The following is a 19239-nucleotide window of genomic DNA, read 5'->3' as shown; positions in this document are numbered from 1 at the left end:
ACTATTTTGTACATTCAGTAACAAAATCATTTGATTTATTTGTCAGTGGAGAGTAATTATAATCTCCGTACATATTTTTTATTTTCATTCCGCTTTCCTTAATTAAATGCTCAAGTTCATAGCGGAAGTAGTACCTCATGCTGAATTTATTATCTACAATGTTATAACCATTATCATCTTCCCATTTTAATTTCATGGTGATGTGATTTGTCTGGTTAATATAATCCGTTTTCACTGAAGCTAATCGCTGAAGCATTTTTCCTTGCTCGTATTCACCCTCAAAATCAAGAAACTCATCAATGTCTTTTGAAATCATATAAGGGTTCGGAACAAACAAATCAAAAATAAAAATGCCGTCATCATCTAAATGGTTTTTAATGCATTGCAAAGCAGCAAGCTGATCTTCAACTGTGTACATATGTGAGAAAACTCTGAACGGAGAAATAATTAACTTAAATTTTTTATCCAGCTCAAAATCCCTCATATCTGCGCGGGTAACCCTGTAATGCTCATGCTCTTCAAGCTTACTCTTCAATACATTCAACATATTATCGCTGATATCTATTCCATAAACATCTGCGCCTTTGTTAAGCGCTTCAAGGAATAGTCTTCCGGTACCCACACCGACTTCAAGCACAGGTCCCTCAGCAGATAGAATTCTATCTACGTAAAATTTTTTATCCACGCCGTCTCTTATTCCTGCATAAACTATATCATAAAACTTAGCCATCGTCTCAGGGTACTCATTGTAATTTCTTTCGTTGTAGTTTTCCAGCATAAGCTTTTATTTAGTTGTTTATAAAATCCCTCCCTGCAAAACTATAGCAGGAAGGGTGCGAATTAGTTTATTGTAGATGTGTATTATTGTTGTTCCTGCATTTCAAATTCCTTTTCCTTTTCATCACGCAATTGCTTTGTATAAAGCTGATAGTAATAACCTTTCTTTTTCATTAGCTCTCTATGCGTTCCGTCTTCTACTATCTTTCCTTTTTTCACCACGAGAATTCTATCGCAGTTCTTAATTGTGGAAAGTCTGTGAGCAATTATAAGCGACGTTCTGCCTTCCATAATTCCGTGAATACCGTTCTGGATTTTTGCTTCCGTCAAAGTATCAACCGATGATGTCGCTTCATCCATTATAAAAATTCTCGGATTGGCAAGTATTGCCCTTGCAAAAGATATCAGCTGCTTTTCACCGAGTGATAAATTCTCGCCTGCTTCGCCGACATCTTCATCAAGCTTATCTGCAAATTCCTCTCCGCCTGCTAAGCGCAATGCTTCGATTATTTCTGCTTCGCTTGCAAGTTCTCTTCCGTATTGAATATTCTCGCGAATTGTGCCTGAGAATAAATGCGGAGTTTGCAATACTACACCAAGCTGGCTTCGCAGACTTTCCACAGTCATATCCATATAATCTATTCCGTCAATTTTTATTTTACCACCTTTAGGCTCGTAAAATCTGCATATCAGATTAATGAATGTAGATTTTCCTCCTCCTGTTTCACCGACAAGTGCGACTGACTGTCCGGCTTTGATTTTTAAATCGATGCTTTCAAGAACCGGCTTATCTTTTTCATAGTAGAAAGTAACGTTCTCAAATTCAATCTCACCGTTAATTCTTTCAAATTCTTTCGAATCTTTTCTGTCAAGAATCTCCGGCTTTGTATCAAGCAAAGTGAAAATTCTTTCACCTGCAGACATACATGCCTGCGCCTGTGAATAAAATCTTGAGAGGTCTGTAATCGGCTCGTATATTAATGTAGCATATCCGAAGAATGCTGCAAGTATACCAACCGTTACGCCTGACTCAGGAGTTAGAACCATGAATCCTCCATAGTAAATTATCAGCGCAGCTGCTATCGAACCGATAAATATTACCAATGGCAGAAACATTGCATTGTAGTAAGCAGATTTGTATGAAGCAACTTTCATTTTTTGTGAAAGCTTTTCAAACTCCCTGCTTGCTACTTCTTCCTGCACAAGAGATTTATTTACTTCTACTCCGTTAATGTGCTCATTGTATGCGGCTGTGATGATAGAGTTATACATTCTTGACTCTCTGGAATATTTTAATATCAGCTCTCTTATCTTAGTAGATACCAGTACAAGCACGGGAATTGTAACTGCTACTATCATTGCAAGTTTCCAGTTGTAAATGAACATTGCAGTAAGGCAGAAGATTATCATAAATGTTCCCCAGACAACTTCGATGAAGTTCCATGAGATAAGTTCCGTTACTTTGATAGTATCGGAGGTAATTCTCGTCATCAGCCAGCCTACGGCAGATTTATCGTAGTATGAAAATGAAAGCTCCTGAAATTTTCTGAATATATCCTGTCTTATATCGAACATAACATTTTCCTGTATCTTCCCACAGTTCTTTATAAATAAATGAACGAAGGTAGATAAGCATAATGCTAAAAGCATATATATCCCAAAAAATTTTACGAGGCCTGAGTTATCAAACGGATTCCCGCCGTTGTGACTTTCAATCCCCGGCACTATTACAGTGTCCAGAAATTTCATCCATACTATAGGAAAAAGCGCCTCAATGCCTGCTACTAACATAACGAAGAAAATAAATAAATACAGATTCTTCCTGTAGCGCATGCTGTATTTTAACATCCTGAATAGAAAAGGAAATATCGATTCCTTTTTCTCAAACTTAACTTCTTTAAGCTTACTCATTTTATCAATTAATAATTAGTAAAGAATCCTGCTAAAGCAGGACAAGTAATAAATAATTTTATACTAATTCTGTTTCAAGTTTTTCCTGTCGTCCGTCAAATTCATCAATATCATTATCGTCATCTTTGTCTTCTTTTATTGCTTCTATTTCATCTGTGATATCTTCTTCAAGTGTGATTTGTATATCATGTATCTTTTTATAGAAGCCGTTATTTTTTATCAGCTCTTCGTGATTTCCCATCTCAACAATATGACCTTTGTTCAGAACGATTATTTTATCGCAGTCCATTGCTGCGTTAATCCTGTGTGTGATAACGAAAGTTGTTTTGCCTTTCATTTTTTTATCAAGCGCATGGCGGATTTCATATTCAGTTTCAGTATCAACTGCTGAAGTAGAATCGTCAAGCACAAGTATATCAGGTTTAGTTAGCAATGTTCTCGCAATCGTCACTCTCTGCTTCTGACCGCCGGAGAGATTTATTCCTTTTTCTCCTATGACAGTCTTATAAGCATCAGGAAAAATATCGTTGATAATTTCATGTATGCTTGCAGTTTTTGCAGAGTCAATAATGTCCTCTGTCTCTGCATCTCTGTTGCCGTATGCAATGTTCTCTTTTATCGAAGTCGAGAACAAGAACGGCTTTTGTAACACAACTCCGATTCTTTTTCTAAGTAATTCTTTCGTATAGCTTTTAATATCTTTGCCGTCTAAAAGAATTTTTCCCTTCTGAATATCAAAGAATCTTACAAGCAGTGAGATTATTGTTGATTTCCCTGCTCCCGTAGGACCGAGCAACGCAACTTTCTCTCCGGGTTTCACAGTAAACGAAATATTTTCGAGCGCACTCTTATCGTGCCCTTCATAATTAAAAGTAACGTTCTCAAAAACTATCTCGCCTTTTAATTTTTCAGCTTCTTTTATTTCACCGTTATCTTCTTCACGGATGCTTCCGAGTATCGAATAAATTCTGTCGATTGCAACCGATGTCATTCCCATTTCACTAACAAGCTGGCCGAGTCTTCTTAAAGGCCAGATAACAAACATTGAATAAGTGTAGAATGCCGTAAGCTCACCGACTGAAATAATTCCGTTAAGAGTGTAATATCCCCCCATGAAAATACATATTGCAAGCTGAGTGTACATTACAATATCTGAATAAGGCCAGAAGTAGGAGTGAAGCTTAAGCAGCTTAAATCCCCATTGTCTTTTCTCTTCGTTCTGCTCAGTGAATTTATCAATCTCAAATTTTTCTTTAGCAAATGCTTTTACAACTCTGATGCCTGATAAATTTTCCTGCACAGTTACTGCAAGCTTGTCCTGCCTTTTTTCGTGTTCATCCCAGATGAACATTTCTTTTTTGAAGAAGAAAATTGCGCCTATAATTATCAGGGGGCAAAGCGCTATTGCTATGAATGCAAAAGGAACGTTGATATAAAGCATCATTACAAACGCCCCGATAAACAACACTGCCATTCTTAAAGCTTCAACTACCTGCATCGAGGCAAATTTTCTGATTGTTTCCACGTCACCGGTACATCGCTGAATAAGCTGTCCTGTTGATATCTGCGAATGATAAGTCATCGGCAGAAACTGAATGTGCGTGAACAATTTATCCTTCAGCTCTTTAATTGCATTCTCAGTTGAAGAAGCCGTTATCGTGCTTGATATAAACCAGAACGCTGCGCGGAAAAAAGAAAGAATTAAAAATATTCCGGCAATAGTCATCAGAACGTTCACAACATTATTGCCGGTCATTTTCGGAAGCAGATCAAATAAATATTTTGAAATTGAATCTCCGGAGACCTTTATGTTTCCGTTTGCCCCTTGCAATAAAAGCACGAGCTTATCAACTGTGATTTGCAAAACTTTGGGTTCGAGCATTCTTATGAGTGTTGAAAGAATAAGAAGCAGCCCTGAAAGAATATAATATCCCTTCCATTTGCCAAGAATTCCGAAAAGTCTTTTCAGGTTTTCCATAAAACTTATGAATTTAAACTACTGTTATAAAATATAGTTAGAAATCGTATTTTGTCTTGTTGTGCCGCGGAGGGTAAAAAAAAACCGCGGTCACTTTTTTCAAATGCCGCGGTTTAAACTTGTTGGGTATGTTCTGAATTTAGCTGACTAAATTCCTCCTCTTAAACCACGGACTTTGCGCTCTATCGCATCCTTGCGGGGCGACTGCTACAAACATTGAGATAATATGTAAATTATTTTTTGTCATTTTTGAAAAGTAATATCTCCGTGATTTAGATTTTCATGGTTTACAAAAATATAAATTTTTTTTGGTAATGTCAAACAGCAGGAGATTTTAGCGCGAGACTTTCATTTTATATGAACGAATTTCATAGGTAAAAGTTGCAAAATGACCTTAATTTTTTATGATTATAAGGAACACAGATAGCTATGATTTTTATGGTGTCACAGAAAATTTTCTTATACTGCTTCCCCCTCCTTACGAAGGAGGGGGACTGAGGGGGCGGTTTGAATCATAAAATTTAGGTGTAAATTCTGACGCATGAGTATCGGCACTTGATAACCAAAATGATTGCGCTAAATTTAATTGTTAACCACCCCCTTCCCCCTCCTTAGTAAGGAGGGGGCTCTATTTGTTTGTGTACTGGTCCCCATCCTGAAGGATGGGGTTAATTCAAACCGAATAATATTAAAAAATCTGTGTCATCATAAAAATCATAATTATCTGTGTTCCTAAACAATAACATTTTGTATTCAAAAAAGACCCATTTTCCCTCTTAATTTGCAGTGAAAAGGGGAAGAAATTACATTTATGTTAAGGCATAAATTAGGTAACTTAAATATCCATTTTTTCCCCGTTATAAATATTACCGCTTTTATACCCCCGTTGGTAAAGTTGGAAATTCAGGGAGCATCTTGCGAACAACAATCAGACTTTTATATAAATAAATTCATTTAATGAAAAACTTAACACAAAACAAAAACCTTAGAAATATAGCTATTATAGCTCACGTTGACCACGGAAAGACTACGCTTGTTGACCATATGTTCAGACAAAGCGGTATGTTCAGAGAAAACCAGGAAGTTGAAGACAGACTTATGGATAATATGGACCTCGAAAGAGAAAGAGGTATTACTATTGCTGCAAAAAACTGCTCTGTAAAATGGGGAGATACAAAAATCAACATTCTTGATACTCCGGGCCACGCAGACTTCGGGGGCGAAGTTGAAAGAGCTCTTATGATGGTTGACGGAGTAGTGCTTCTTGTCGATTCATCAGAAGGTCCATTGCCGCAGACAAGATTCGTATTGAAAAAAGCCCTCGAAGGCGGATTAAAGATTATAGTTGTAGTAAACAAAATCGATAGAAAAGATGCGCGTCCGCAGGAAGTATTGAACGAAGTTTACGACTTATTCATCGACCTTGACGCAACTGAAGAGCAGATTGAATTTCCTGTTTTGTATGCAATCGGAAGAGAAGGAATTGCTCAGAAAACTTTGGAAGAACCGGGCAAAGACCTTTCAGTTTTGTTTGAGACTATCATTGACCAGATTCCCGGACCTATGTACGATGAAAATGAGCCGTTCCAGATGTTGGTTGCTGACTTAAGTTACTCGGAATTTCTGGGAAGACTTGCTATTGGTAAAGTTGTTAACGGTACAGTAAAAGGAAATCAGGAAATGGTATGTCTCAATGAAGCGGGTGAAGCAAAGAATTTAAGAGTTACAAAAATTCAGGCTTATGAAGGCGTGAAGTACGGCGATATTCAGCAGGCAGATCCGGGTGATATTATTATCATAGCGGGTATTGAAGATGTTCATATCGGCGATACGATTTGTACAAAGGAAAGTCCGAAGGCATTAAAAAGAATTGCAATAGATGAGCCGACTATCTCAATGAAATTCTCATTGAACACTTCACCTCTCTCTGGAAGAGAAGGAAAAATTGTACAGGGAAATAAAATTAAAGAAAGACTTCATAAAGAAACATTAAGAAACGTTGCATTAAAAGTCGAAGATTCCGAAGACGGCGAAAGCTTTATCGTAAAAGGAAGAGGCGAGTTTCAGATGGTTATCTTAATCGAAACTATGAGAAGAGAAGGATATGAGCTTAGCGTTGGAAGACCTCAGGTTATTTTCAGAAAACAGGATGGAAAAACTCTAGAGCCAATCGAACATTTATTCATCGACTGCGATGAAGAGTTTATCGGAATAGTTTCCGAAAAGCTTTCTCGCAAAAAAGGAAGAATGATTAACTTAGTTAATCACGGAACAGGTAGAGTGAGAATTGAATTCTCTATCCCTTCACGTTCACTTATCGGATACAGAAACGAATTCCTTACCGATACAAAAGGTACGGGATTAATGAATTCTTATCTGCAGGGATACGAAGAATACAGAGGAGATTTCCAGACAAGATTAACAGGTTCACTCGTTTCAGACAGAGACGGAGTTGCGCTTTCATACTCACTGTACAATCTTGAGCCGCGCGGAACATTATTCGTAGTTCCGAATGCTCAGGTTTACGAAGGTATGATTGTCGGTGAACATAACAGAGATAACGATTTAGACGTGAATGCAACAAAAGGAAAGAAGCTTTCAAATATGAGAGCATCGGGAAAAGATGAAAGCATGATCCTTACTCCGGTAATTCCAATGTCCCTTGAAAAAGCAATTGAGTTCATTAAAGACGATGAGATTATTGAAGTTACACCTGAAAATATAAGATTGAGAAAACTTGTTTTATCATCTCAGAAGAGACACACAATGAGAGGAAAAGCATTTGCAAATCCTATAGAGTAAAACGCAACAAAAACAAATTTAATACGGTAAACAAAAATAAGGTAATCAAAAGAAATTAACATATGTCTGAATACAAAGAAGAATATACTAAAAAAAACGAAGCAATAAGGGGCGGCTATCTTGAAACATTAGATAAGATTTCCGGACTAAACTCAAAAACTTCCGGAAGAAAAAATGAATATGAAGCTTATGTTAATACTATAAGCAGCTGGATATTAAAAATAGCAAAGCTTGAGGAAGACATAAAAGACGAAAAATATTTTACAGAAAAAAGCTTCGATGAACTTTACGAAATAAATAAAGACCTGTATTCGGATCTTCACCCTGATAATTACGTGTGCAGCTATGTTAATCCTCAGTTTGCAGTTAATACTTTCGGTGTGAAGACAGGACAGCTTATTACTTTCTTTTCTACCTATTTCAAATTATACATAGAGTACGCATTTGAGCACAGGCTGCTTCAGCTTCACAAATACAACTCAGTATTTATAAAGGCAGCAGAAATTTTATTAAAAGATAATTTCTCTTATGATGAATTATATGCTGTGATGACTTCACCCGAAACAAACGATAAGACTGAGAATTATAAATTCAATTTGAATCAGGAATACGACCCGGAAATGAATCCTTTGAGAGATATTTTTTCTCAGAGTGATTTTTCTGACTTAAGATATTTATTCAGATACGGCAAACACATTACGGATAACGAAATAAAAACTGCTCAGCACTTATTAGAATATCCCGATGAAAAGATAAAAGCTCAGGCGCATTCAATTGTAAAAGCTTACCTGCGCGGATTTGAACTCGAAGAAAAAGATTTATCAAAGAAGAAGACTGTCAACTACATTTCAAATATCGGAATGGAAAGACTATCTGTTGAAATAATTAAAGAGCTGGAGAAAAATAACCTGACTGCTCTTCTTTCAAGTATACAGACAACATCTTCAAATAAACAGTACCGTTATGATCACAGATTTGATATTGCACTATATCTCACTGAAGAATATATAGAGAACAATAAAAGAGCATATGAAAGCGCATCAGAATCCGTTAAGGATTTGCTGAGCGAATTTTCAGGTGTAATTATGTTCGACAGGTTCGGTGAGAAACCATTTGCACCTGTAAACAAACCTTCTACAATAAAACTTGACGGAGAAAAGACAAAGTTGTTCAGAACTTTCGTTACGAATTTCAGAGCAAGCATGGATAAATATGTGAGGTCAAACGAAACAAGCTTTACAGCTGTTTCGCTGCCTTCTCCTGAAATCGGTAAAGATTTTGAAAAGATATTCGACGGCATTGTAGAAATCAACATGATGGATACAGACCACCAGGAAAGAATTCAGAAAAATATTATAGATGTTCTTGATACTGCTGAATATGTAGAAGTAAAAGGAAAAGATAACAATGAGACGTTTATTCGCGTAAGCATGCATGAATTAAAAAATCCTGAGAAGGAAACAAACTTCTTAAATATCGGAGCCGATAAGAATATTCCGGTTGGAGAAGTTTTCACATCTCCTAAACTCAGCGGAACAAATGGAATACTTCACTTTGAAGAAATCTTCTTAAGAAGTCTGAAGTTTGAAAACTTAAGATTAAAATTCAAAGACGGATTCATCGAAGAATACAGCTGCACAAATTTTGATAACGAAGAAGAGAACAAAAAATTTGTTGAAGAGAATTTACTCTTCCCGCATAAAACACTTCCTATAGGAGAATTTGCTATCGGAACTAATACTGTAGCTTACAAACTTGCTAAAGAATTTGATATACTTAATATCCTTCCTATTCTTATCATTGAAAAAATGGGACCGCACTTTGCCATTGGTGATACATGCTTCATGTGGCAGGAAGACCACAAAGTTTACAACGTTATTGATCATAAAGAAATGATTGCAAAAGATAATGAAAAATCTATCTTGAGAAAAGAAGATATCATGCAGGCATATACTAACGTTCACACCGATATGACGTTACCTTATGAAAGCATTGAGTACATTGCATCAGTTCAAAAAGACGGAACAAGAAATTATATAATTAAAGACGGAATATTTGTCGTAGAGGGCACGGAAGAATTAAACCATGCGCTTTTAAATTAATCTAAATAATATTTAATAACAGAATCTATTCTAATTACATTTACCTATGAAATTTAAAGACTTTACTTACCAGAGACCGGATATAGAAAAATACAAAGAGCATTTTGACAACCAGCTGATAAAACTTGAAAATGCAATGAACCTCGAAGCACAGGTAGAAGCATTACATGAAATAAATATTTTGCGAGATGAATTCGATACAATGGGAAGACTTGCGAATGTAAGATATACAATTAATACCAACGATGAATTTTATCAGAATGAAAGAAAATTTCTGGACTCTGTGATGCCGTTACTTAAAGATTACGATACAAGATTTTATAAAATTCTTTTAAATTCCAAGTTCAGAAAGAAACTCGAAGAGAAAATCGGCAAGCACTTATTTAATCTCGCCGAAGCAGCAATTAAAACATTCTCTCCTGAAATTCAGAGTGATATGATAAAAGCCAGCGACCTTACCACTGAATACAAACAGCTGATGGCTTCTGCAAAAATTATGTTTGAAGGTGAAGAAAGGAACCTATCAGGATTCGGACCTTTCACAACATCTAAAGATAGAGCCATGAGAAAAAAAGCCTCTGAAGCTAAATGGAGTTTCTTTAAAGATAATACGGAGAAGTTCGACAGAATATATGACGATTTAGTAAAAGTCCGTGATGCTATGGCAAAGAAGCTCGGTTATAAAAATTATATAGAGCTGGCGTATACAAATCTCAGAAGAACTGATTACAATGCAGACGATGTTGCAGCATACAGAAAACAAATTCTGGAAACAATTGTTCCTGTAACTCAGAAGCTCAGAGAAAAACAGGAGAAAAGACTTGGACTGGATAAACTTCATTATTACGATGAGAGCATTCACTTCCCGACCGGTAACGCTACTCCAAAAGGAACATTACAGGAAACTCTTGATAGTACTTTAAAGATGTATGAAGAACTTTCACCTGAGACCGGAGAATTTTTTCAGCTGATGTACTCAAGTGAATTGATGGACCTTGAAAACAAAAAAGGTAAAGCAGTTGGTGGATATTGTACATTCTTAAAGTTGTTCGGCAGCCCGTTCATATTTTCAAATTTCAATGGAACTGAAGACGATATAAGAGTTCTTACCCATGAAGCCGGTCATGCATTTCAGGCATACTCAAGCAGGGACTTTGAAATACCCGAATACTTAAATCCAACTTTAGAAGCATGTGAAATCCATTCTATGAGTATGGAGTTTATTACATGGGACTGGATGGATTTATTCTTTAAAGAAGATACAGATAAATTCAAATATTTTCATTTGGTCAGGTCGCTTGAATTTTTACCTTACTGTGTTTCAGTGGATGAATTCCAGCACTGGGTTTATGAAAACGTTAACGTAACTCCTGCAGAGCGTAATGCAAAGTGGAGAGAGATTGAGCGCAAATATTTACCGAACAAAGATTACGATGATAATGCTTTCCTTGAAGAAGGAAGATACTGGCAGCAGCAAAGACATATCTACGAAAAACCTTTTTACTACATTGATTACGGTTTAGCTCAGGTATGCGCATTTCAGTTCTGGAAAAAAGTTAACGCAGGTTCAAAAAAAGAAAACACAGCTGCGCTTAAAGATTACATTAAGCTTTGCAAAGCAGGCGGAAGCCAGTCCTTTTTAGATTTATTAAAATATGCAAACCTTGAATCACCATTCAAAAAAGATACAGTGAAGAAAGCTATCAAGCCAATCATTGCTTATCTTGATTCAGTGGATGATACAGCATTATAAATAAATTTCTATGGAGCAAAAAATCAAACTTGTTGCCGACGTTACAATTTTATCGGGAGAGTCATCTAACAACAAAACTGTACTGGTACAATACAAAAACTCAGATAACTACAATGGACAGCAGGGATGGTTTATTCCCGATGATTTGATTAACACAGGTGAACACCCCGATGATGCTGCAATTCGAATCTTGAAAGAGCAGCTGGGAATTGAAACTGAATCCGTTAAGATTGACCACGTCGAATCATTCACAGGTATGGATAAAAGCTGGCATGTGATTTTTCATTATGTTTATACAGGTGAGAATTATGATTTTAAGCCAGGAGATAATATTGCCGAACTTAATTGGTTCGATGTAAATGTTTTGCCCCCTGACAAGGAAATCTCCCATCACGGATGGGCTAAGTGGACGCTTCAGACAATACTTTCAAACAGAAAATAAAGAAGGCGGGTTAATCACCCGCCTTTTCTTTTATACATCTATATAACTTTAATAAAAAATCTTATGCTGTTACAAGCGGAGTTGAACCGACTACCACACCTTCATGACCTACTGAATCATAATCATAACCGTTCATACCTTCTATTGTATTGGCAAGCTCCATAAATACTTCCTCTGAATTTTCAAAAGCGAAGCTGCTGCCGAATGCCTTTGCAAGCTGCTTAATTACTTTCCATCCCGGTCTTGAATTGAATCTTGTGCCGTGAGTCCATCTGTCGTTATGCGCGCCGAATTTATCTAAGCGTGACATAGAGAATTCACCCGGCAGTCTTTCCTGCTCAAGTGAAGCAACTGCAGGTCTTATTCTCTGAACTCTGTTCTGGAAGTTTACAAACGTTCCGTTAATTTCTGCATAGGTCGAGACAGGCATTACTACTTTTGTATTCGCCTGTTCTGATTTATAAGAAGCCAGTTCAATTATTGTTTCAAAGTTTGCAGCTCCCGCTAATCTTTTTAAATCATCATTTAAAACTACAACTGCTTTTGCAGATGAAGCATTGCCGCCTATAGGATTTATTCCGAGTAACTTTAATCCGTTTGAGTTCGGAGTCATATCTGATTTCTTCAGCATATCATCCCCGAATTTTTCATCAATGTTCGGAATGTAAAAAATATTTTCTGAACCAAATACGTCCTTTGCAAATTTCTTTAATGCATAATTATCTTCAAGTGTTGAGTACGGAGAAGCTAAGAATAAAATCTCTGAACTCTGATATTTTTTTAATTCTGATAGCGAATGTGAAACTGCTTCATCCCAGTCAACAGCAAGTAATTCATTGGCGGAATCGGTTCTTAACATTGGAGAGTTAACTCTTAAATCTTTGTTGTTTATATCTTTTATTGTTTCAAGTCTTCCGTAATCGCATAACCAGTAGTCATTCACTCCTAAATTTTCGCGCGGCTCAATTCTGAGCACCTGATTATTTCTTACACCCATTCTTGTGTTACATCCTCTTGCGCAGCCCGGGCATACTGTATCTGTGAACGACATATCCCATACTCTTGCTTTGAATCTGAATTCCTTTGAAGTCAACGCTCCTACAGGACAGATCTCAATCACATTCATTGAGTAAGGATTATCAAGCTCTTTTCCGGGGAAAGTTTCAATCGTAACGTGCTCGCCTCTTTGAACAAAAGTGAGCTGTGGATTTTTTACAACTTCATCGCAGTATCTTATGCAGCGTGAGCATGATATACATCTTTCTGCATCGAACATTACATTCGGTCCTAGTGAAACTCTTTTCTCTTTATGATTTTTTTCTTCATCATAGCGTGAGGTTCCTACAGAATATTTATAAGCATAATCCTGAAGCTTACACTCGCCTGCCTCATCACAGATAGGACAATCAAGCGGATGGTTTATCAGAAGAAATTCCATTACGGCATTTTGTCCGTGAATAGTTTTTTCTGATTTTGTGTGCACAACCATTCCGTCAGTGGCGGGAGTAGAGCATGCAATCACAAGCTTCGGCATTTTTTCAACTTCAACTAAACAAATACGGCAGTTTCCTGAAACCGAAAGCGCAGGGTGCCAGCAAAAATGTGGAATATCAATTGCGGCCTGACGCGCAGCTTCTATTATAGTCTGTCCCGGTTTAAACTCTATTTCCTGATTATCAATTGTTAATTTAGGCATATTGGTATAAAAATGAAGAAAATTTTATCGATTTTTTAGTGGTTTTAAGTTAGTATTATTTAGAGGGTTTTTCAATTCAGAATTCCCGTCATTATTTTCCACTTTTTTAATCCTGTTCAGATATTTATAAAAAAATTTTGTGAGTTATAAATAATGTAAAAACATAAGGTGAAACTTACGCCCCCTCGTAAGTTCTGAGTCAAATTATTGATTTATTAATACCGGATATTTCGTTTAATTTATATAATTTAGAATAGATCCAGTCGGTAAATTTTGCTGAGAAAAAATTTTATTCTATAAGAAAGAACTTACACAAAATACAAAGTTAAAAACTTTTTTCAAAGAATATCCTCCCTATTAGTAGTGGCTGCAAAAAAAATATTTCTTGACACAATACATTCTGCTTTTGCCGCGAATTGGGAAATATATTTTTATTTTTATAGGGATGAAATATAGGTAAATTCATGCTATGAATATGACAAGAAAAATTTTACTCGTAACGGATAACAGAGAGATATCCGAATACGTGCGCATCTCCGCTCTCACACTTACAAAACTGAATGTACAGGTAGAGTTAATAATCTCCGATAACTTAGCAGTTATAGAAAAAAACTCAACTGACCAGAACTTAGATACAATTTTTTTAGACCTGGATTTTACAAAAACTGAGCCGCTTGGGCTTATCAGAAATGTGAGAAGCAATGAGCTCTCTAAAAAGAAAAAAATACTCTGCTTTTATAGCAGAGAGATAAACCGTGATGAAGTTTTTAAGGCTGGCTGTGATAGTATAATGGAAGCATCAGAGTTCAAAAGAGTTGTTTCAAACATTCTTCAATTTTAATTGAAAAACATCATGCCCCACTTTTTATATTTAATAAAACCTGTAAACGACTGGAGCACAGGCAACTTCACGGAAGAAGAAGGAAGACTTATGGGAGAGCATTTCGCTTACCTCAAGCAAAAATTTGATGAAGGAAAAGTTATGATGGTCGGTCCCTGCGTTGATACTACCATGGGCATAGGAATACTTGAGACGGATACACCCGAAGAAGCCGAGGAAATCGGAAACAATGACCCCGCAGTAAAAGCAGGAATTGTAACTCTTGAAATAAAAGATTACAGAGTTTCATTGTGGCGTAATTCAAAATAAATATTCTTTCACATATTCCTGTACAGCCGCATAAAATTTAATTTACAAACATGCCGCACTTTCTGAGAATTATCAGACCCCTCAATGACTGGACCATCAACGAAATGACTGAACGCGAGCAGGAGTTAATGAGCGATCATTTTCTTTATCTTGAGCAGAAATTTAACGAAGGAAAAGTTTTAATTGCAGGTCCCTGCGAAGACCGCAGTATGGGAGTAAGTGTATGGGAAGCCGATACACGTGAAGAAGCTGAAGAAATGATTTATAGCGACCCCGCCGTAAAAGCAGGAATAATTTCGGTTGAAATAAAAAATTACAGAGTAACTTTTTTCCGAAAATAATGAAACAGGAATCAAAGAATAAAAGAATATGCAGTAAAGGACACACTTATTATAAAAGCAGTGACTGCCCTGTTTGCCCCATATGTGAAAAAGAAAAGAAGCCTAAGGAAGGATTTTTATCTACTATCAGTGCGCCTGCAAGAAGAGCACTTGAAAGAGAGAAGATTACAACTCTTAAAATACTTTCAAAATACTCTAAGAAAGATTTGTTAAAGCTTCACGGTTTCGGACCAAGCACAATTCCCAAACTTGAAAATGCACTTAAAGGTGTAGGACTTGCTTTTGCCTCTGATAAATAAAAAAACCTGAAAGGATTTTAATCCTCTCAGGTTAGATTTTGATTTACACCCCGATATTAAATTATTTTAACAAAATCATTTTCCTTGTTTCTGTAAAACTTTCAGTTTCAAGCTTGTAAAAAAATATTCCACTGGGATAATTTTCTGCATTAAACTGATATTCATAATTTCCTGCGGGTAGATTTTCGTTTACCAAAGAACTTACTTCCTTACCAAGTGAATTAAAGACAGATAATTTAACTAATGTCTTGAACGGTAACGAAAAATTTATTTTAGTTGAAGGATTGAACGGGTTAGGATAGTTTTGCGATAATGAGAATCCGGAAGGTAGATTCGACGAAACCGGCGATATCCCTACAAACTGAGAATACTTTATGGTCGTATAATATGAGCTATTATTTATTCCATTACTTATTCCTGAAATCACTACATTTCCGGAGGTATCAGCACTTAGGATGGGCACTCTATTAAAAAACATTCCTGTTCCTGAATATTTTTTAATCCATTGCTGAGTTCCGTTGGAATTATATTTAAGTGTAGCAAACTCTGATGTTGAGCCTGTTAACAGGCTTTCGCCCGTAACATATACATTCCCGATTTTATCAGTAGCTATCGACTTAGCTTCATCTATAAAGTTTCCGGTTCCATTATAAAATGAAGCCCATTGCTGAACGCCTGCCGAATTATATTTGAGAGTAATGTAATCATCAACGCTATTTCCTGTAATATAGGTATTTCCCAAGCCATCAACTACCATCCCCGCAGCTTCGTCTATCATATTTCCGGTTCTATTATATTTTCTTACCCATTGTTCAATTCCTGAACTATTGTATTTAATAGTTAAAATATCTGGACCGGTAGTTGTATCAAAACTTGAACCCGTTACATACACATTTCCTGCTATGTCCAGTCCTACAAATTTTCCCGTTTCCGGTTGATTTACTGCTCCATCATAAACAGCTCTCCATTGCTGAACACCCGCTGAGTTATATTTAATGGTCACACAATCTACAAATTTTCCCGAAGTAACACTTCCTCCTGTAACATATATATTTCCTGATTGATCTACTATAAGACTTGACGCCTGATCACTACTATTAGCAGGACCATTATATAAGGCGACCCATTGCTGAACACCTGAAGAATTATATTTAATTGTAACATAATCATCATTAGAATTACTTCCCCTGCTCCAACCTGTAACATAAACACTTCCGCTATTATCCACAGCTATCGAGGTTGCCTCATCTATATTATTGCCGGATCCGTTGTATCTTGCAACCCATTGTTCAACGCCGCTTGAATTATATTTAATAGTTGCATAATCATAATTAGAGTTATTCCCATAACTTCCACCCGTAACATATACATTACCTGCTAAGTCAATAGCTATAGAGGACGGTTCATCATTGAAATTTCCCGGGCCGTTATACGTAGCAGTCCACTGTTGAACACCTGCAGAATTATATTTTATAGTTACATAGTCCGGACTGAATTGAGTAAAATAAGTTGCTCCGGTAATGTAAATATTTCCGGCGTTATCAGTTTTCATTGCAATAATTCCTAAGTTTCCGTTTCCGGTTCTGTCATAAAGACTGACCCATTCCTGGTTAACCTGAGCACAGACAATTTGAGTAAGTGTAATTAAGAATGAAAGGCTTATAAGAATTTTTTGAATGTACAGTAAAAAATACTTGAAACATTTTTTTGACAACATAGTTACTCCTTGTAGTTTAATTTGAAGGAGGTATATTATTTGTTCAAGATTCCGGAGTTGTTTAGAAGAATTGTAGAGATATGAATAATGTTTTTTTTCTTATTATAACTTAATTAAATAAAACTACATTGTCAACTTAAATAAGTATTAATATTTTAGTATAATAGAATGGGGTTTTAAAATATATGACAACAAAAAAGGCGGCATCATTAAATGAAACCGCCTTTAGTATAATAATATGAAAATTATATTTACTGTCCTTCGTTAATCAGTTCACTCGGCTCTGCTTCTCTCCAGCTTAAGTAATATTCTTCAGCGCTCCAGTCTTTTGCAAAGTTTGTAAGCTTTAACGGTCTGAACGTATCCATCATAACAGCAGTTTCAAGAGTTTCTGTTTTGCCCAATGCAGCATCAACAGTTCCGGGATGCGGGCCGTGCGGAATACCGTTGGGGTGCAGACTTATTGAAGCATACTCAACACCTTTTCTGCTTGAAAAATTTCCGTCAACATAATAAAGCATTTCATCTGAATCAATGTTACTGTGATTGTAAGGAATCGGTACAGCAAGCGGATGATAATCAAGAAGTCGCGGGCAGAACGAACAGATTACAAATCCCGGCGCATGGAAAGTCTGATGAATAGGCGGCGGCATATGAATTTTACCTGTGATAGGCATAAAATCTTCTATGTTGAAAATCCAAGGGAAGTAATATCCGTCATAACCGACAACATCGAAAGGATGGAAATCATAATGAATAGCCGTCATCTGTTTTCCTTTTTTAATCTTAATTACAAAGTCACCCTTCTCATCTATTGTAACCATCTCTTCGGGAACTCTGATATCTCTCTCGCAATAAGGAGAGTGTTCAAGAAGCTGTCCGAAATGATTTCTGTATCTGCGCGGAGTTTCAACCGGTCCGTTAGATTCAAATATTAAAAGTCTCGGCTGAGTTGTATAATTAAATTTATAAATTATTCCTCTTGGAATAACAATATAATCTCCTCTTCTGAATTTCATAAATCCTAACTGAGTTTCAAGTGTTCCTTCGCCTTCATGCACAAAATAAACTTCATCATACAATGCATTTTTAAAAAATGCATCGGGCTGCGATGCAGGAAGACACATGCTCATTATAACATCGTTGTTATACATCACGGGCTTTCTGCCATAGATGATATCGCTTTCTGGTGTAAGCGGTTTTGTTTTGAAGTGATACGGTTTTAGCGGAGCGTTTTCCCATTCTTCAATATGAAACACTTCTACTTTATCTTCTACACCGTTTATTTTAGCGGGAGAATTTATGTGATAAGCATTTGAGTAAATGCTATCAAAGCCTATAGTAGAAAACAATTCTTCTTTATACAAAGAGCCGTCGGGCTGACGGAACTGTGTATGTCTTTTTTGCGGGAATTTTCCCAGCTTATGATAGAAAGGCATTTTATATAATTAATAATTTGTAATTAATAATAACTTATTCGATTGAATCTAAATATTCTTTGTACATCTTCATCCATTTTTCAAGTTTTTCAGAATTGAAATCCGGCTGATACATTCTTTTAAAAATCTCTAATTCTTTTTCTTTTTCAGTAAGTCCATCTGGTAAACCCATTCTCAATAAAGCTAAACCTGTATCGAACATTTCTGCTCCCATTTCAAGTCGCTTTTCCCATGGTAATTCCATGATCATATCCTCATATCGTTTCTGTATGTGCGGTAATGTGTCATTCATATGCTAACTTATTAAAAATTTCTGATAAGTTTAATTCACTTAACCAATGGCGAAGGTATTGTTCATCAACACCTGTTTGCAGCAAATATTTAATATCAATTTTTTGCTGCTCAGAAAATGAATCTTTAGCCCATTCAACCTTAGAAATAATCAAATCTTCCTTAGAAACAACATACCCCTTATAGGTTTCAGACTCAAAGAACTTTCTTCTGTCAAACTCATTCAATCTGTACTCAGTTCTTTTTTGAACAATAAAATCAACTTTTGCTTTTGTACCCTTATGAAAAAAATTGAACATCAGATTATGTTGAAGAGCAAAATCAATATCTTCCTCGGAGACTCCATAATCATTCTTAAAGGCGTTGATTATTTTTTCCTTATTTGTATGAAAAATTTTAATAACAATATCTATATCTCTGGTCATTCTTGGCATTGCATAAATAAATCCTGCCATAGAACCGGTCAGCATATAATCGACTCCAATAGAAGTTAACTTATCAGCGACATCCTGTAATACTATTAGCTGAGAAGTTTCCATTT

The 19239-nt window shown here is 36.1% G+C and carries 16 protein-coding genes; 8 read left to right on the top strand and 8 right to left on the bottom strand.

Annotated features, from left to right (window positions below):
* Position 1 precedes the first annotated feature (1 nt).
* The 3 genes from JST55_08815 to JST55_08805 all read right to left on the bottom strand — a co-directional run bounded on the left by JST55_08815 (position 2) and on the right by JST55_08805 (position 4666).
* Positions 2-778 carry a class I SAM-dependent methyltransferase gene (locus JST55_08815; GenBank protein ID MBS1493599.1) on the bottom strand — a complete coding sequence of 259 codons (777 nt, stop codon included), beginning with the start codon at positions 776-778 and terminating at the stop codon, positions 2-4.
* 83 nt (positions 779-861) lie between these two features.
* Positions 862-2688 (bottom strand): ABC transporter ATP-binding protein, encoded by a 1827-nt coding sequence (locus JST55_08810; GenBank protein ID MBS1493598.1) that lies wholly within the window; start codon positions 2686-2688, stop codon positions 862-864.
* A 58-nt stretch (positions 2689-2746) separates the two neighbouring features.
* On the bottom strand, positions 2747-4666 hold the full coding sequence (locus tag JST55_08805) for an ABC transporter ATP-binding protein (GenBank protein ID MBS1493597.1): 1920 nt from the start codon (positions 4664-4666) through the stop codon (positions 2747-2749).
* 957 nt (positions 4667-5623) lie between these two features.
* Here JST55_08805 and typA point away from each other — a divergent pair.
* From typA to JST55_08785, 4 genes are all read left to right on the top strand, one after another.
* Positions 5624-7468, top strand: a complete 1845-nt coding sequence (gene typA, locus JST55_08800; protein MBS1493596.1) for a translational GTPase TypA — start codon at positions 5624-5626, stop codon at positions 7466-7468.
* Between the two features lie 62 nt (positions 7469-7530).
* The gene (locus tag JST55_08795) at positions 7531-9570 is read left to right on the top strand and encodes an aminopeptidase (GenBank protein MBS1493595.1); all 2040 of its coding nucleotides are present in this window, start codon (positions 7531-7533) and stop codon (positions 9568-9570) included.
* A gap of 46 nt (positions 9571-9616) precedes the next feature.
* Positions 9617-11323, top strand: coding sequence for a M3 family oligoendopeptidase (locus JST55_08790; protein MBS1493594.1), 1707 nt, complete (start codon positions 9617-9619; stop codon positions 11321-11323).
* A 10-nt stretch (positions 11324-11333) separates the two neighbouring features.
* Entirely contained in the window at positions 11334-11765 is a 432-nt protein-coding gene (locus JST55_08785; GenBank protein ID MBS1493593.1) for an NUDIX hydrolase, read from the top strand.
* 61 nt (positions 11766-11826) lie between these two features.
* Here the strand turns inward: JST55_08785 and JST55_08780 are convergent, their stop codons facing one another.
* Positions 11827-13461, bottom strand: a complete 1635-nt coding sequence (locus tag JST55_08780) for a (2Fe-2S)-binding protein (protein MBS1493592.1) — start codon at positions 13459-13461, stop codon at positions 11827-11829.
* Between the two features lie 475 nt (positions 13462-13936).
* Between JST55_08780 and JST55_08775 the strand changes: the two genes are divergently transcribed.
* The 4 genes from JST55_08775 to JST55_08760 are packed head-to-tail and all read left to right on the top strand — an operon-like array spanning position 13937 to position 15251.
* Positions 13937-14302: a hypothetical protein gene (locus JST55_08775; GenBank protein ID MBS1493591.1), complete on the top strand. Its 366-nt coding sequence runs from the start codon at positions 13937-13939 to the stop codon at positions 14300-14302.
* Positions 14303-14314: 12 nt separating this feature from the next.
* On the top strand, positions 14315-14611 hold the full coding sequence (locus JST55_08770; protein ID MBS1493590.1) for a hypothetical protein: 297 nt from the start codon (positions 14315-14317) through the stop codon (positions 14609-14611).
* Positions 14612-14661: 50 nt separating this feature from the next.
* Positions 14662-14952: a hypothetical protein gene (locus JST55_08765; protein MBS1493589.1), complete on the top strand. Its 291-nt coding sequence runs from the start codon at positions 14662-14664 to the stop codon at positions 14950-14952.
* Entirely contained in the window at positions 14952-15251 is a 300-nt protein-coding gene (locus JST55_08760) for a hypothetical protein (GenBank protein ID MBS1493588.1), read from the top strand. Before JST55_08765 ends, JST55_08760 begins: the two co-directional genes overlap by 1 nt.
* A gap of 61 nt (positions 15252-15312) precedes the next feature.
* Here the strand turns inward: JST55_08760 and JST55_08755 are convergent, their stop codons facing one another.
* The 4 genes from JST55_08755 to JST55_08740 all read right to left on the bottom strand — a co-directional run bounded on the left by JST55_08755 (position 15313) and on the right by JST55_08740 (position 19237).
* Positions 15313-16968 carry an SBBP repeat-containing protein gene (locus JST55_08755; GenBank protein MBS1493587.1) on the bottom strand — a complete coding sequence of 552 codons (1656 nt, stop codon included), beginning with the start codon at positions 16966-16968 and terminating at the stop codon, positions 15313-15315.
* A gap of 251 nt (positions 16969-17219) precedes the next feature.
* Positions 17220-18407, bottom strand: a complete 1188-nt coding sequence (locus JST55_08750) for a homogentisate 1,2-dioxygenase (GenBank protein ID MBS1493586.1) — start codon at positions 18405-18407, stop codon at positions 17220-17222.
* 34 nt (positions 18408-18441) lie between these two features.
* Entirely contained in the window at positions 18442-18699 is a 258-nt protein-coding gene (locus JST55_08745; protein MBS1493585.1) for a hypothetical protein, read from the bottom strand.
* Positions 18692-19237: a hypothetical protein gene (locus JST55_08740; GenBank protein MBS1493584.1), complete on the bottom strand. Its 546-nt coding sequence runs from the start codon at positions 19235-19237 to the stop codon at positions 18692-18694. Before JST55_08740 ends, JST55_08745 begins: the two co-directional genes overlap by 8 nt.
* Positions 19238-19239: the final 2 nt, after the last annotated feature.

The organism is Bacteroidota bacterium (assembly GCA_018266835.1).
Lineage (GTDB): Bacteria > Bacteroidota > Ignavibacteria > Tepidaquicellales > Tepidaquicellaceae > JAFDZO01.
This window is presented reverse-complemented; position numbering and strand designations above follow the sequence as displayed.